The sequence below is a fragment of the Wolbachia endosymbiont (group A) of Dendrolimus pini genome, assembly GCF_964026835.1.
Classification (GTDB): Bacteria; Pseudomonadota; Alphaproteobacteria; order Rickettsiales; family Anaplasmataceae; genus Wolbachia; species Wolbachia pipientis.
In genome coordinates this window covers 361090-376037 of sequence record NZ_OZ034702.1, presented here as the reverse complement: position 1 = coordinate 376037, position 14948 = coordinate 361090, and the positions used below count along the sequence as shown (strand labels likewise).

Sequence of the window (14948 nt, the reverse complement as noted above, 5' to 3'; positions counted from 1 at the left end):
AAAGCTGTTAGAGGAAGGCTTAATTAGTTAAAAATTTCAATCTTATGTAAAATATTGTCTTATTTTGTAATTTTCTTGTTGACTAACGAGACGATATCTACTTTTCAATAAACTCCATTTGCATTTCTTGTATACTGCTTTCTATTTGCTTTATTTGTTCTATCAACCTTTCCTCTAAGTCAAGATTACCGCTCAGCCTCGCTTCGGTTCTTTCTTTTCGTAATGCATTTAACTCTTTTAGTAACACTATATTATTCCACACAATTTCTGCAGATTTTCTCTCGTTCAGTTGGCTATTTAGTACACTAGTTTTTTCAAATACATACTTTATAACGTTAAACTGTTTCAATTCTTGTAACAAAGCCTCTTTATCGAGTTTGCTTTTGTTACTTATTACATCAATTATACGCTGTTGTAATCTTTTCATCTCATTAGTAAATTCAAAATGAGAAAATTGCTCAAAAAATATAGGACGGTTCAAGATTTCAGGAAATTCTACGGCTATACGCAAAATTACGGCCTGATTTTGCTCTGCTTCAATTAGCTCTGGAGATTTGTTATGAAGATACTCACCTTTTGTTGCTCTAGTTTTACTATTAAAAATCTGTTTTTTGAAGCTACTTCTTAGTTCACTAGCCTTATTGTAAAAATAATCTCTGTAATACCTTCTAATACTGCTGTTGCTAATAGTATTTACATATTCCATGAACTTGTGCTCAAGAATTGAATATTTTTCCGGAGCAAGTTTTTCATAATTTTGCAAATTGCTATCGATTATGTGATGCCATAAATATTCAGAATGAAGTTTTGTTGAGTGATCAAGCGCAATCAATACGTCTTCTTTCTTGTATTCCAGTTCGTTACATATATCGTATGGATCTTTATTACTCGGCAAAGTCACAAATTTTAACGTGTATCCAGGCTCTAATATTGGCAGAGCAAGTTCTGCAACTCGAGTAGCAGCATGACGTCCAGCACTATCGCCATCCATACAGATGGAGATTTCTTTAGCAAATCTCCATAGATTTTTTATCTGCTCTGCAGAAATTGCGGTACCAAGCGGAGCAACTGCATTACTAATTCCTGCTTGATGTAGCGCTATAGCGTCCATATATCCTTCAACAACGAGTATGTGCTGTTTTTTACGTATTTCGCTTAAAGCAAAGTTTAATCCGTATAAATTCTCCCTCTTCTTGAAGAGCTGACTCTCTGGACTGTTTAAATATTTCGGCTGTTGCTCAGAACTTAGCGCACGTCCGCCAAAACCAATAACTCTCCCTGCAATGCTCTGTATAGGAAATATCAGCCGGTCATAAAAATAATCACGAAAATTTTTGTTTACTAATCCAATATCAATCAAAATTCTGTCTTCAATACCTGAAGAGTTTAAATACTCTTTCAAACCAGAGCTTGGTGCATAACCTATCTTAAATTTATCTATGATTTTAGGTGAAATCTTACGCTGCTTTAAATAATCTACAACGCCCTGATTTTTTTGTGCAAACCAATTTGCAGCTAAATCAAGCACTAAAAATAGTTTATTGTTCTCTTTTGTAATACTAAGATTTTTGGGCAGTTCAACACCTGTAACCGATGCTAATTTTTCCAATGCTTCTTTAAAGCTTAATCCTTCAGTTTGTGAAATAAATTCAAATGCATCACCACTAGCTGAACAACCAAAACAGTAATATAACCCCTTAGTATTGCTCACCGAAAAAGATGGGGTTTTTTCGTTATGAAATGGACAGAGCCCAACAAAACTATCTCCTCTTTTTATTAATCTGACTTTTTTACCTACTATGTCGGATAATAATAATTTTGATTTTATAATATCTATATGATCCATCTTGTTAAATTAGTAGTAGGATAAAAATTATATAGAATTTATACACATCTGACTCGAAATTTATTTCTATAACTAAAGCAATTTAGATTTACCGACAATGTAGCTATACAAATTCAAGAGCAATCCTGTCATCCAGGTAGCCCACAGAAACAAAAAACTTCCTTGACAAACCTCGCCAGCGCCCTTATCATGAAACTGAAGCTATTTATTTATCTTCTCTGTACAGATTAAATGACAAAAAAACTCAACGTATCTGGCGTCTCATGTTTAATTTTTTGCACTATGTGCACCTTATGTCTTTATCAAATTTCCGGGTTTTGACCTACACAAGCTGAAATACGCTTATAAAGCATTTAAAACATTAAAAAACGCCAACTTAAAAAATGGATAGTGAATAACTAGCTACCCTAGGGTTTCTTTTGCCTTTTTTTCTGTTTAGTAAATTTCTTAACGTTTATAATTTAGATTAGTTGCGGCTTAAAAGCAGCTAAATCGCGGTTATTAAGTGTTTAGAATAAAAAAACGCCATACTTGAAAGTATAATGTAAGTAATTAGCCAACCACGGGGCTTCTTTTGCCTTTTTTTTCGTTTGGTAAATTTCTTAATATTTATACAGAAGGTGTCATTCCAGTGCTTGACACTGGAATCCAGTTCTTATTATACAGCTATCTGGTGTACTTATTTAAAATTAAGTTTTCTGGATCTCAGTGCCAAAGCACTGGGATGACACCCTTCCTGGCGGAGATTATTCTCAAATCACAATGTTCGTACAGTTGTGGAATGAATTGCGGTATGACGTAGGAAAACCTTAGCTATAGCTTTAGAACTCCCAAAAGGTCAGAAGCATTGAATGACTTGACAGAAAGTTCAAACCCATATAAAATGTCCTTATTTCTTATATGTTAGGTATAGTATCAATTGCCTCAGATCATGCTGGTTATGAATTAAAATCAGAAATAAAACCTTACCTGGAAGCCCTAGGTTACAGAGTAGTAGATCAAGGCTGCACTGCTAAGCAAAAGTGTGTAGATTACCCAAACTATGCTGTTAAAGTTGTAGAAGATATAACAAGCAAAAAAGCAAATTATGGGATATTAATTTGTGGTACAGGTTTGGGCATGAGTACTGTGGCAAATCGTTTTGAAGGAATCTACGCTGCTTTATGTAACAGTGTTGAGATCGCAAAATTAGCTCGCGAGCATGGCAACGCAAATGTACTGTGTCTTGGTGCAGGGTTTACTGCGAGTGGATTAGCAAAAGACATAGTCAAACAATTCCTCGAAACAGAATTTTCAAAAGAAAGCAGACATAAAAAACGCCTTGATAAACTCAGCAATATAACCTCTAAGAAAAAAAAAACAAAAACTTATAACGAAGATGAAATATCAAAATTCGCTAAAATGGCAGGCCAGTGGTGGGATGAGAACGGCAAATTCAAACCATTGCACATGATGAATCCTGTTAGAGTATCTTACATTATTGAGAAAATAAAAGAGTTAAAAAAATGCAATTTAAAAGAATTATCATTGCTTGATGTCGGGTGTGGTGGTGGCATTTTGTCAGAGTCAATGGCACGCGTTGGCATTAACGTTGTGGGAATAGATGTATGTGAAGAAAACATAAAAGTAGCTCATTCACATGCAAAAAAAGTAGGGTTAAATATAGAATATATACACACCAGCATTGAAGAGCTAAGCAATGACAAGAAGTACGACGTGGTTCTGTTGATGGAAGTAGTTGAACATGTGGATAATTTAGAGCTTTTCATGAAAAAAGCGATAGAACTGCTAAAACCGGAGGGGTTAATCTTTATATCCACAATAAATAGAACTATTAAATCCTTTTGTCTTGCAATAATTGGTGCAGAGTACATATTAAATTGGCTGCCAAAAGGTACACATAACTGGAATAAATTTCTCAAGCCGTCAGAAATTGCAAATCACTTAAGAGAAAATAATGTAACGCTGCAAAACATGGCTGGCATGGAGTACAACGTAATAAAGCGTGAGTGGAATCTAACTAAAGGCGTGGATGTTAATTATATACTCTGCGGTTTGTTAGATTTAACTCTATAAAAGCACCATTTTCACTTCCAATACTTTGAAGGATCTTGGCCAGCTTTTATACAGTAGCCTTTATTAGTTAGCGCCCAACCGGAACGACAAGCATAACCTGTACCTACACGTTCATATCCAGGAGCAGCAACACACTTTCCATTCTCCAAGGTTTGACCTTTAAAAAGACAACAAACTTCTTTTTCTGTTACCTTTGTTACAATTTGAGGAGCACCAAAAAACATAGCAACAAACATACCCAGTGCGAAAAGTGCAGGCCAAGGCATTCTGCCAAATATTGCAAGTAAGCTTGAACCAATTATTACCACTGTAATCATTGGTCCACCTATTCCATGAACGTAACCTATTACATTACACATTACATCTGTTGCTCCATCAGCGTGTGCATCAAATGCATAGAAAACTATAAATAGAATTACAAGAAAATTTCTCATTGTTCTTTCAATAATCATGCCTGATTGTTTCTTATTTTAATAAAATTTCAGTAAATAGCTTTTTTCAAAAATTATGCTTAACCCAATCAATATTTATTTATTACTGCCTTTTTAATACTATAATTAACTCAGTTGATTTTTATCAAAATGCGAAACCATGGAACAATTCGAGAACTTTTACATCACCACGCCAGTATATTACGTAAACGATAAGCCGCATATTGGTCATGCATACACTTCTCTCTTGTGTGACGTGGTGGCAAGGTTCATGAAACTAGCTGGGAAAAATGTCAAATTTACCACCGGTACAGATGAACATGGACAAAAAATAGAAAAAGCAGCTAAAGCAAAGGAAATGCAGCCAAAAGAATTTACAGATGATGTGAGCGTTTCATTTAAAGAATTGGCTAAGTTCATGAATTTTGAGTATGACGATTTTATTCGCACTACGGAGGAACGTCACAAAAAAGCAGTTATAGCTTTATGGAATAGACTTGAAGAGAGAGGGCAAATATATTTGGATTCCTATTCGGGTTGGTATTCAGTTCGTGATGAAGCATTTTATCAGGAATCAGAGCTGATAGATGGCAAAGCACCAACAGGCGCAGAAGTTCAGTGGATAAAAGAAGAGAGCTACTTTTTTCGCTTGTCAAACTGGCAAGACAAATTACTGGAACTCTATAAAAATCAGCCAAGTTTTATCTTTCCTGAGAGCAGAAGAAATGAAGTGATATCGTTTGTAAGATCAGGGCTCATTGACCTCTCAATCTCTCGTACTAGTTTTAACTGGGGAATAAAAGTACCAGGTAATGACAAACACGTAATCTATGTCTGGATAGATGCATTAACCAATTATCTTACATCAATAGGTTTCCCTAGTACTGAAGGTGAGGAATATAAAAGATTTTGGGCAGAATCCAAAACGCAGATTCCAGCGTCACGCGCTGGAATGACACCAAACCAAGGGAAAACGCAGATTCCAGTGTCAAGCGCTGCAAACCTAGCTGACAACTCTTTCAACGTTCATGTAATCGGTAAAGACATATTGCGCTTTCATGCTGTATATTGGCCAGCGATTCTCCTTGCAGCAGACCTGCCACTGCCAAAACAAATTGCAGTTCATGGTTGGTGGTTGAACGAGGGAGAGAAAATATCCAAGTCCCTTGGTAATGTCATAGATCCAATTGGCCTCGCTCAAGAGTTTGGTGTTGATCAGCTACGCTATTTTCTCCTCAGGGAAGCAAGCTTCGGCCAAGATGGCAACTTTAGTAAGAAAAATATGATCAGCCGGATAAATTCAGAACTGGCAAACAACATAGGCAATTTAGTGCAAAGAACAATTTCATTTTTACACAAGCAATGTTCTGGAATTGTACCAACAATCGATCAAAGCCTACTTAAAGGTGAAGAAAGTCTTCCAGGTTGCAAAGCTATACTCGATCAAGTGATGAATCACCTATCAAAGTATGAATTTAACCATATCATACTTCTAATCATCAACATCTCTTCTGAAGCAAATGCCTACATAGACAAAAGTGCACCCTGGACACTAAGCAAAACTGACAGAGAGCGCATGAATTTAGTAATTTACAAGTTACTGGAATATATCAGGATAATAGGCATTTTATTGCAGCCAATCGTTCCCAAGTCAGCAGAGATGATACTAAATCAACTGCAAATTCCGAAAGAACAACGAGATTTAAAATCTCTGTGCAACGCATGCGTAAGCTTAGGCATTACGCTGCCTAAACCTACGCCGGTTTTTTTGAGGGTTGATGCTAAAGAGGAGAAATAGTGTAAAAACTATTTCTCCTGGATGGGATTATCTTTAGTTAACGACGGTGCACACCGCTGTCTACATATTCAAGTTAGGTGGCAAGTGCCTTAGTTACTTTAGCACAATATGGTTTAGTAACATCAGCACCTATCACTACTACTTCAGTCATTGCCGACTTAACCTTTCCTAGGCTCCATGCAAACCAGCCTTGACCATTTTCTTCTTTAGTTGGCTGACTTTCTGGGCTAGAAATCTCAGTACCTTTTTCATCACCAGATTCTGCATCATAAAATACATCCTGATCCTCAGAAAGACTCATTAAATAACTTTTAGCAGCATCAACATTTAAATGATCAGGTTGCTTAGGAACGTTATCAATATTTAAATAATCCAAACTATTAGCTCGTTGCTTTTGCTCACTGGAAAGAACCTCAAGATTTAAATAATCCAAACGAGTTAGTTCTTGCATGCTAGGTTTAGATCCATCTTCACGCTTAAACTGCTCTTCCGGACTAGAAACCTTAGTACCATAAATCCTACTGTACAAGCTGCTTCCAACGCTGTTAAGTGCTCCTTTTGTATACTCAACTGATGTATCATAAAAATTTTTTAATTTATTTCCAGCATTATTAAATTTCCCTTTTACATACTCAATTGATGTGCCATAAGCATTTTTCGCACTACCTACGATATTTTTTAAGTCATTCGCAACATCACTACAGCGCCGCTTAACAATACCAGAAATGCGCCCACTATTGTACGCTTCTGCTACAGATGTAAATACTTCTTTGATATCCTTTGCTTGCGGAACAAAAGCATTTCCTCGTTTAAGTTCTTCTATTTCTTTTTCTTTCTCAGGTAGTTGAGTATTTTTCTCAGAAGTTTTTTGCTCTTGAGCTTGTACTCCGACCTCTTTCCTAGTAAGCTGCTGGTTTACGCTACCAATTTCTACCGCATCACCTGGCTGAGAAGCATTAATCCTTCTGGTTGCAGCCAACTCATTTTTCATTCTAAAAATCTCCCGATCTTTCTCAGAAATAGTTTTATCTTTATCTTCTATCTCTTTTGCTTGATTAGCCAGTTGAGTATTTTTTTCGGATATTTCTTTTACTTTCTCAGAAATTATTTTACCTTTAGCTTCTACTTTACTTTTTTCATCAGAAAGCTGAGCTTCCTTCTCAGAAATAGTTTTGTTCTTACTAACTGCTGCATACGAAAGTGCAATAGCTACAGCAGAAAATACAGCACCACCAATAATAAATGGAAGGCCAACACTTAATGCTGCAACTGGAGCTAAGAAACCAATATAAGGAGCTGCAGCAAACACTCCAGATGCTAATAAAGTTAAAGCAGCCAGAGTTCCAGCTATATAATAGGGTACATTGTTTTTATTCATCATCTCACGTATTATAAAATATAATACCATTATAAAAGGATTTTTAAGAAGTTGTCAAGCTATCTTTACATAAAAAAAATAATTGATAAACTTGGGAACAAGAAGATTGCTGTCAAGCTATGAACTATGCCTTTCCGTGTAATCTTTAAATGCACCTCTGTTAGAGTCAAAATATAGCTTCATACTGCCAATTGGTCCATTTCTCTGCTTTGCAATAATGAGCTCTGCAATGTTTCTAATTTTTTCCATTTTCTCTTGCCATTCCCGATGTTTATTGTTTCCTTCATTTGGCTGTTTTCTTAGTTCATAATACTCTTCTCTATAGAGAAACATTACTATATCTGCGTCTTGCTCTATGCTCCCTGAATCACGTAAATCAGAAAGTTGTGGTTTTTTATCATCCCTCTGCTCAACAGAACGAGAGAGCTGAGATAGTGCAACAATGGGAATATTTAGCTCCTTTGCAATTGCTTTCAAACCCTGCGTCACTTCCGAGATTTCTTGCACTCTATTTTCATTACTCCTTTTTGTTGTTCCTCTGATTAGCTGCAGATAATCAATGAATACCACTTCTACATTATATAATTGATATAACAAACGTATTCTGGTGCGAAGTGCGCTAATTGATAGTGCAGGGGTGTCATCTATGAGGAAAGGCAGTTCAGATAATTCTGTACTAGTATTGATAAACTCATGCAATTCAAAATCACTAATTCTCCCGGTTAATGCCTTATAATAACTAATTCCTGAATCTATAGTAATCAATCTTGCCGTTAATTGTTCTGCTGACATTTCAAGTGAGAAAAACGCTACATGGTGTTGCTTATCTGCTCTTTTTTGCAACATCTTACAAGCATTAAGTGCGATGTTTAGCGCCAATGCTGTTTTACCCATAGAAGGCCTTGCAGCTAAAATTAATAAATCAGATTTTTGTAGACCACCAAGAAGCTGATTTAGATCTTGAAGTCCGGTTGTAACGCCTAGCGCTTCTGGATTATTTTTCAGTGTGCTGATCTTCTCAACTACATCTTTAATTGAACTTGCAAGTTTTATATATGTTTTCTCACCTTGTTTTTTTACTGCCAAATTGAACAATTTTGTCATTGCTTGTTCAATTTGCGCCTGTGCAGGATTTTCAATATCGTAGTTGTAGCTATCACCAACTATTTCTTGCCCGAGCTTGATTAAACATCTCCTTAAGTAAGTATCACGGATTATTCTAGTCAAACTATAAATATCAAGTGCAATACTTGCCTTCGCTGCAAGCTTTGCTAAGTACTCTACCCCACCACACTCGGTAAATGCTTGGTCGTTTTCAAAAAACATTTTAAGGCTCAGTTCATTGGCAACTATACCGTGTTTCCTGGTTTTAGATATTTGCGTAAAAATACTTTGATGCAGTGGATCATAGAAATTTTCTGCTGTAATTGTGTCTTCAACTGCATCACAGATTCTATTATCACGAATCATTGCACCAATAAGCATCTGTTCAGCTTCTAGATTATGCGGTAATTTACATATTTCCTTGTCTACACTTCTTGAACCCAAGAGACTAGCTAATTCATTCATTTTAAGTTTTGAGAGTAACTGTTGATTATTGTAGAATATTTAGTCCTCATTTGAAAGATGTAAAGGCAAAAAAATTTGACTAATTCCGTGTTGCCTATAGCATTAAAACTTAATGCCCCTGTGGTGGAATGGTAGACACGGCAGACTCAAAATCTGTTGCTTGCAAAAGCATGCTGGTTCAAGTCCGGCCAGGGGCAGGTTAAATATTGGAAAGTGTATATATGTTACATAAATTTTTTGATCGTTTATTTTCTATTTTTTCTTCTATAAATGTTATTCAAAAGGTAAAGAAAGATGAAAATGGGATATGTTATGTAACGGGCCTCAGGCGCTATATATCAGTATTGCTTGATTTAATTATTATCGTTTTGTTCTTGCAGTTTTGCAGCCAAGCCTTAAATCAGCTCTTTATGAACTCAGAGGATAGCAAAATATTAAGTCAAATTGCTGCAAAATCCCCAATGCAAGCACCACTGTCTGCGGAAGAAAAGACAACGCAGAGTAGACTTATAAAATTACTAATCCTAAATCAAATAGTCCAGTTTATTATGCTCTTTTGCTATGTAATATATATGTGGGTAAGGTTTGCTGCTACACCTGGAAAACTATTACTTGGGCTTAGAGTTGTGGATGCACAAACTTTCGAAAAGATAACTTTAAGACAAGCAACAAAGAGATTTTTTTCCTTTATATTGTCAGTTGCACCATTATTCTTGGGCTTTTTATGGTCAAATTTCAACAAACGCTGTCAAACTTGGCACGATAAGATCGCAGGCACAGTGGTTGTCACGAGTAAAAGCCTTAGAAGGCAGAGCTAAAAACTACTTGACACCCTTCGCCAGCCCCTTTATCATGATACTGAAGGTATTCATTTATCTTCAATCTGTGCAGATTAAACGACAACAGTATTACGTATTGGCGTCTTATTTTTAATTTTTTGCACTATGTGCACGCACTGGGATGACACCTCTGGGCACTGCCGTCGTAAAGGAACCAGTGTCAGCTACTCGGATGACAAAGGAGGACAGTGTCTCAGCTACTTTCATGACACCATTTGCTGTCTTTAAAAATGAATGTTCTTACAATTGTGCGTCATGCGCTTTATTAAATATTTTACTTAAAAATCTAATTTCTTATTATACAAGAGATAAGCAATTCATTGATGATGAAAAATTACAAAAAGGGGCATAGAAAGCGCCTAAGGGAGAAAATTATTTTAGATAATGGACAATCATTACTTGATTATGAGGTTTTAGAGCACATTTTATATTCAGCATACAGTAGAATTGATGTAAAGCCGATAGCAAAGAGTTTGATAGAAAATTTTGGCAGTTTGAATAAAGTTTTTAATGCTGACCTGGAAGCGCTGCAAAACGTTGATGGTGTCAGCAATGCAGCGATATCTGCCATCTTTTGTGTAAAACAAGCCTTTGTTCGTTCTGCAAGAGAAGAAATAAAAGACCTGCCTATAATCGATAACTGGGAAAAATTGCTTGATTATTTAAGAATAAGTATAGGAAGCCTCAATAAGGAAAATTTTCGCGTCATCTATATGAATAAAAAGTATCGTCTAATAGCGGAAGACCTGCAAAATATTGGTACAGTAGATCAAACTCCTCTTTATGTCAGAGAGATCATCAAGCGCGCACTTTTGATTGGTTCAACATCCATTGTAATATCTCACAATCATCCAAGCAGAGATACACAACCTTCAAATAGCGATATATCTCTCACTAGACAACTAGCAGAAGCTTGCCAAAGTATAGGAATAGAATTAATAGATCACATTATTATTACATTCAGTAGCTATTTTAGTTTCAAGGAAAATAGGTTGTTGTGAAAGCCTTTATAGCTACAGTAACTTAGATTTACCGACAATCGTCATTCCGCTACGTGTTAGCGGGATCTATCTGCGGCGGCATGACGGTAAGTTTTATTGTGGTATGATGGTGTAGTATAATGTTGGTAAACCTCAGTTACTTTAGCTATAAACGATTAAGATGAAGTTATCATATATCTATATACTTACAAATAAAGCTAATAGCACATTATATATTGGTGTAACTGCAAATTTGATCAAGAGGATTTGGGAACACAAAAACAAAATTGTTTCAGGTTTTACATCAAGATATAATGTAAATAAACTTGTATATTTTGAAGAGTTTGAAGATATAAGTTTAGCTATTGCAAGAGAAAGGCGCCTGAAAGAATGGCCAAGGCAGTGGAAAATTAATTTGATCAATCAAAAGAATCCTAGCTGGGTTGACTTATATTACTTAGCTTTAAGATAGCTATGCTGAGATCCCGCTAACACGTAGCGGGATGACGAGAAAGGAGTGGCGGTATGACGGTTCGCGGTGGTATGACGTAGTAGCTATTTCTTGCAATCAAGTTTCGTTAAAAGTCAGATTGAATGGTTAAATCTTCCACCCAAATAACCACGCACTCTACTTGCTTGTTTGGATATATTTCTTGTACTAAGGTTTTATAGATTAACATCTGTTTTTTTATTTCATTTAATAAGGAAACAGAAACGTTACGGTGTGATTTGTAGTCAATTATGATTGCTTTATCTTGCGTTATGCATAGCCTATCTAGTCGTACTAATACTGACTTGCCATCAATTGTTCCACTCAGTGTAATCTCTGATTTGCCTTCCAAGTCAAACAAATAGCCATATTTTTCATTAAAGGCTAATATTTTACTGTAAATTTCATCCTTATCTTCACTGATGTTATCAAGGTATTTTCTGACCCAGTTTTTTCTCCTTTCTTTTTCTATCTTGGGCATATACTGCAATATGCTGTGAATTATTAGGCCTCTTGTATAACCATCTGTCATCCAAGTAGCTGACACTGGGATCCATTCTGCTCCTTCTTTTTCACTGGATTCCAGCGTCACGCGCTGGGATGACACCGAAGAGTAGGCTAAAGCTGGTGGAAGGGAAATGACCGGAACGTCAAAGTAATCACGTTTTTTATAAATGTAAGGGTAGTTTGCGTTCACACATAGCACTTCAACTTTTTCTTTAAATATTGGCTGTAAACTCCTTTGTTTCTTTTCATATGGCTCTCCGTACTTAGTGATTAGATCATACCAAGAGCCCTTTTGCACTGGCTCTTTACTTAAGATGTATAACTCATCTTCAGCACGTGTGAGTGCTACGTATAATAAACGCAAATATTCATTATAATCCTCTAGTTTTTTCTCTCTTTTTACTTGATCACAATAAGCGTTGTTGTTTTTTCCACACCAAAATGGTGCTTCCGTTCCATCAAAGATAATGCTTTCACTGTTTCTTGGCACTGTGTTTGTATCAACCAAAAATACTATTGGAGCTTGCAGACCTTTTGATTTGTGAATTGTCATTATTCGCACAGCATTGCGTTCTGATTGCATATCATTCTTAATCTCTGGGTTATTCTCCTTGATCCATTGAACAAATGCTTGAAGAGATGGGTTCTCAAATTGCAACACAAGGTTCATAAATTCGTCTAGAACCTCGAAGCACTCAAGACCTAGCCTTGCAGCAAATTTCTTCTTACCTGTGCGCAGTATATGCGTGAATAATGCGAGAGGGGATTCTGTGCGAGATAAGTTAATGAGATAGTTTAATTCACTATAGATAACCACACAATAATCCTGAATTCTTTCCCATAGTGAATGCTCTTTACGGTCGTATGCAATGTTAAATAAATCATCCTCGGTGAAATTAAATAGCGGTGATTTTAAAGCATTTGCAAGAGCTAAATCATTTGCCTGGAGGAGTAAAAATTCGGCCAAAGCTATTAAGTCCTGCACGGCTATATAGTCCATAATTCTAAAATAATCTCGGCCTACAACTGGCACGTTTGCTTTTTTAAGTTCGCTTATTATGTAATCAACTAACACGTTTCGTTGTCGTACCAGAACCATAATGTCTCTTGGTTCTATATGGCGATCTTTAGCGACTAAAATTCGCCCTTCATTTAACCAATTGTGAATTCTGTTGGCTATTGTTTGAGCAAGTAATCGGTCTGCTATTATATAATTTTCCCTGCATGTCAGAGGAATTTGTAAAGCTTGCTGTTCTTTCTCTTTGCGCCTTGGTAACGCTGGCCAAATTTCAATATATCCTTGGTCATTTTCTCTATGTGGAACATGTTTTATTTCATTATCATTAAAAGATATTTCTGCGCGGAAGTTATTAAATATTCTATCTACAAGCATCAAAACTTCTGGAGTTGAACGAAATGACTTTTCAAGTTGGCATGATATCCAATCTCTACCACCAGTTTTCGTATGAAAGTATTGTTGCATATAGTTGAATAGATGGGGATTTGCTCCTTGAAATCTGTATATGGATTGTTTTACGTCACCAACAACAAATAAGGTTCGCTTTTCATCATTACCGGCAAAAAATTCATCGCAGAGATTTGTTATAATTTTCCACTGACTGATGCTATTGTCTTGTGCCTCGTCAACAAGGATGTGATCTATTTTTTGATCTAAGTTAAACAATACCCAATCTTTATGATCTGGGTTGCTGAGAAGATTTGTTGCTAAGTCAATTATATCATTGTAATCAAGCAGTGCATTTTTTGATTTTTCGCTACTGTATAGATCAACATATACTTTAAATATACCAAGTAAGCTACTGGTTCTCTTGAATATTTGATAAGAGTTCATGTCTCTTATATGGGTAAATACTACATTCTGAACGCTCTCTATTATTTGCTCTGCATCTTTGAATTTCTCCAAAATACTTTTTGTTGCAATGGATGATATGCTCTTTTTTTCGTGCGATTCTGATTTTAGAAATACCTTGGCTAGGTTTTCTATTTTGGTGTCATTCCACTTTATTCCGGTATCATCCGAGTAGCTGACACTGGTTCTTTTTTTCTGGATCCCAGCTGGGATGACAGTAGAATAAAGTATTTCACTATAACTCTGATCTCTTTTACTGCCTTCACTTAATATCTCGGCTAGTCTTTCCACGTGCTCGATTGTTTCACTCTGTAAGTCATGAATTTCATCTGGGGCGCTCAATTTATCTTTGATATATTTCGAATCATTTGCTGATATCGATCTTTTTATACATAAAGTATAAAGCAAATCGCGTAGTTTATTTTCATCAATTTCAGTTGCAATAAGGTTGAGATCATCCTGCACAGTTTCGTTATGAAGCACTTTATTGAATATGATGGAATGTAATTCTTTACATTCACTCAGCGTGCAATTTGGAGCAATGCCAGCTTCTATAGGAAAGCTGGAGATTAATTTGTAACAGAAAGCGTGTATGGTTTGTATAGTTAGACCAAGATTTTCCAGTTCAGAGAAAAGCCTTCTTGCTTTGGTTAAATAATCTTTATTTTTTCTGGATCCCAGTGTCACGCACTGGGATGACAAGTAGGGATGCTGGGATGACATCGAAGGGTGGGCTACTGGATTTTCACTTAAATCGTGGTTATGTGGTGCTATCACCTCAGCATCATTCTCCGTTATTTCTGCGCCATCCCCTGTCATCCCAGTGCGTGACACTGGGATCCAGGTTTCTTTTTTTCTGATTTGCAATAGGTCTAGTTGTTCCAGATCCATTATTAATTCACTCTCTGAACATATTGCCCACTTACTGAGTATGCTGTGAATGCGATTCTCCATTTCGTTTGCTGCAGCATTGGTGAATGTTAAGCAAAGAATATTTCTTTTGTTTTCTAATAAAAGTCTCAATACTCTGTCTATTAAGATTTTTGTTTTGCCTGTACCAGCGGACGCATTTACCCACACAGAGAAATTAGGATTTATGGCATTTGATCTCATCAGAAGTGCGAGAACCTTATAAAAGTTGACTAGAATAGCATTATACATATA

The 14948-nt window shown here is 36.1% G+C and carries 11 protein-coding genes, 1 tRNA gene and 1 pseudogene; 7 read left to right on the top strand and 6 right to left on the bottom strand.

Annotated features, from left to right (window positions below; translation table 11 throughout):
• Positions 1–97: 97 nt before the first annotated feature.
• Positions 98–1846, bottom strand: a complete 1749-nt coding sequence (gene dnaG / locus AAGD66_RS01720) for a DNA primase (RefSeq protein WP_264724126.1) — start codon at positions 1844–1846, stop codon at positions 98–100.
• Between the two features lie 618 nt (positions 1847–2464).
• Positions 2465–2551, bottom strand: a pseudogene (locus AAGD66_RS06975) (WPE palindromic element domain-containing protein); the annotation flags it as partial.
• Positions 2552–2746: 195 nt separating this feature from the next.
• Between AAGD66_RS06975 and ubiG the strand changes: the two are divergent.
• Entirely contained in the window at positions 2747–3922 is a 1176-nt protein-coding gene (gene ubiG, locus AAGD66_RS01715; protein ID WP_015589098.1) for a bifunctional 2-polyprenyl-6-hydroxyphenol methylase/3-demethylubiquinol 3-O-methyltransferase UbiG, read from the top strand.
• Between the two features lie 11 nt (positions 3923–3933).
• On the opposite strand, the gene AAGD66_RS01710 is transcribed toward ubiG, so the two are convergent.
• Positions 3934–4374: a TrbC/VirB2 family protein gene (locus tag AAGD66_RS01710; RefSeq protein ID WP_264724127.1), complete on the bottom strand. Its 441-nt coding sequence runs from the start codon at positions 4372–4374 to the stop codon at positions 3934–3936.
• 139 nt (positions 4375–4513) lie between these two features.
• On the opposite strand from AAGD66_RS01710, the gene metG reads away from it, so the two are divergent.
• A complete protein-coding gene (metG, locus tag AAGD66_RS01705; protein ID WP_264724128.1) occupies positions 4514–6151 on the top strand; it encodes a methionine--tRNA ligase in 1638 nt (545 codons plus the stop codon).
• A 73-nt stretch (positions 6152–6224) separates the two neighbouring features.
• Here the strand turns inward: metG and AAGD66_RS01700 are convergent, their stop codons facing one another.
• Both AAGD66_RS01700 and AAGD66_RS01695 read right to left on the bottom strand, forming a co-directional pair.
• On the bottom strand, positions 6225–7559 hold the full coding sequence (locus tag AAGD66_RS01700) for a hypothetical protein (protein WP_264724129.1): 1335 nt from the start codon (positions 7557–7559) through the stop codon (positions 6225–6227).
• Between the two features lie 87 nt (positions 7560–7646).
• On the bottom strand, positions 7647–9098 hold the full coding sequence (locus AAGD66_RS01695; protein WP_264724130.1) for a replicative DNA helicase: 1452 nt from the start codon (positions 9096–9098) through the stop codon (positions 7647–7649).
• A gap of 114 nt (positions 9099–9212) precedes the next feature.
• Between AAGD66_RS01695 and AAGD66_RS01690 the strand changes: the two genes are divergently transcribed.
• From AAGD66_RS01690 to AAGD66_RS01670, 5 genes are all read left to right on the top strand, one after another.
• Positions 9213–9295: transfer RNA gene (locus tag AAGD66_RS01690), tRNA-Leu, on the top strand.
• 24 nt (positions 9296–9319) lie between these two features.
• Positions 9320–9916: an RDD family protein gene (locus tag AAGD66_RS01685; protein ID WP_064124935.1), complete on the top strand. Its 597-nt coding sequence runs from the start codon at positions 9320–9322 to the stop codon at positions 9914–9916.
• Positions 9917–10058: 142 nt separating this feature from the next.
• The gene (locus tag AAGD66_RS01680) at positions 10059–10289 is read left to right on the top strand and encodes a hypothetical protein (RefSeq protein ID WP_041573522.1); all 231 of its coding nucleotides are present in this window, start codon (positions 10059–10061) and stop codon (positions 10287–10289) included.
• The gene (gene radC / locus AAGD66_RS01675; protein ID WP_006280440.1) at positions 10264–10938 is read left to right on the top strand and encodes a RadC family protein; all 675 of its coding nucleotides are present in this window, start codon (positions 10264–10266) and stop codon (positions 10936–10938) included. Before AAGD66_RS01680 ends, radC begins: the two co-directional genes overlap by 26 nt.
• Before the next feature lie 160 nt (positions 10939–11098).
• Complete coding sequence (locus tag AAGD66_RS01670; RefSeq protein ID WP_007549156.1) at positions 11099–11389, top strand: GIY-YIG nuclease family protein; 291 nt, start codon at positions 11099–11101, stop codon at positions 11387–11389.
• A 106-nt stretch (positions 11390–11495) separates the two neighbouring features.
• Here the strand turns inward: AAGD66_RS01670 and AAGD66_RS01665 are convergent, their stop codons facing one another.
• The gene (locus tag AAGD66_RS01665) at positions 11496–14897 is read right to left on the bottom strand and encodes a UvrD-helicase domain-containing protein (protein WP_341814499.1); all 3402 of its coding nucleotides are present in this window, start codon (positions 14895–14897) and stop codon (positions 11496–11498) included.
• Positions 14898–14948 lie beyond the last annotated feature (51 nt).

What these genes read in the sequence shown, in the direction of transcription:
- dnaG (WP_264724126.1), bottom strand. Translation starts at nt 1,846, where the DNA reads ATGGATCATATAGATATTATAAAATCAAAATTATTATTATCCGACATA.
- ubiG (WP_015589098.1), top strand. Translation starts at nt 2,747, where the DNA reads ATGTTAGGTATAGTATCAATTGCCTCAGATCATGCTGGTTATGAATTA.
- AAGD66_RS01710 (WP_264724127.1), bottom strand. Translation starts at nt 4,374, where the DNA reads ATGATTATTGAAAGAACAATGAGAAATTTTCTTGTAATTCTATTTATA.
- metG (WP_264724128.1), top strand. Translation starts at nt 4,514, where the DNA reads ATGGAACAATTCGAGAACTTTTACATCACCACGCCAGTATATTACGTA.
- AAGD66_RS01700 (WP_264724129.1), bottom strand. Translation starts at nt 7,559, where the DNA reads ATGGTATTATATTTTATAATACGTGAGATGATGAATAAAAACAATGTA.
- AAGD66_RS01695 (WP_264724130.1), bottom strand. Translation starts at nt 9,098, where the DNA reads ATGAATGAATTAGCTAGTCTCTTGGGTTCAAGAAGTGTAGACAAGGAA.
- AAGD66_RS01685 (WP_064124935.1), top strand. Translation starts at nt 9,320, where the DNA reads ATGTTACATAAATTTTTTGATCGTTTATTTTCTATTTTTTCTTCTATA.
- AAGD66_RS01680 (WP_041573522.1), top strand. Translation starts at nt 10,059, where the DNA reads ATGACACCTCTGGGCACTGCCGTCGTAAAGGAACCAGTGTCAGCTACT.
- radC (WP_006280440.1), top strand. Translation starts at nt 10,264, where the DNA reads ATGAAAAATTACAAAAAGGGGCATAGAAAGCGCCTAAGGGAGAAAATT.
- AAGD66_RS01670 (WP_007549156.1), top strand. Translation starts at nt 11,099, where the DNA reads ATGAAGTTATCATATATCTATATACTTACAAATAAAGCTAATAGCACA.
- AAGD66_RS01665 (WP_341814499.1), bottom strand. Translation starts at nt 14,897, where the DNA reads ATGAGATCAAATGCCATAAATCCTAATTTCTCTGTGTGGGTAAATGCG.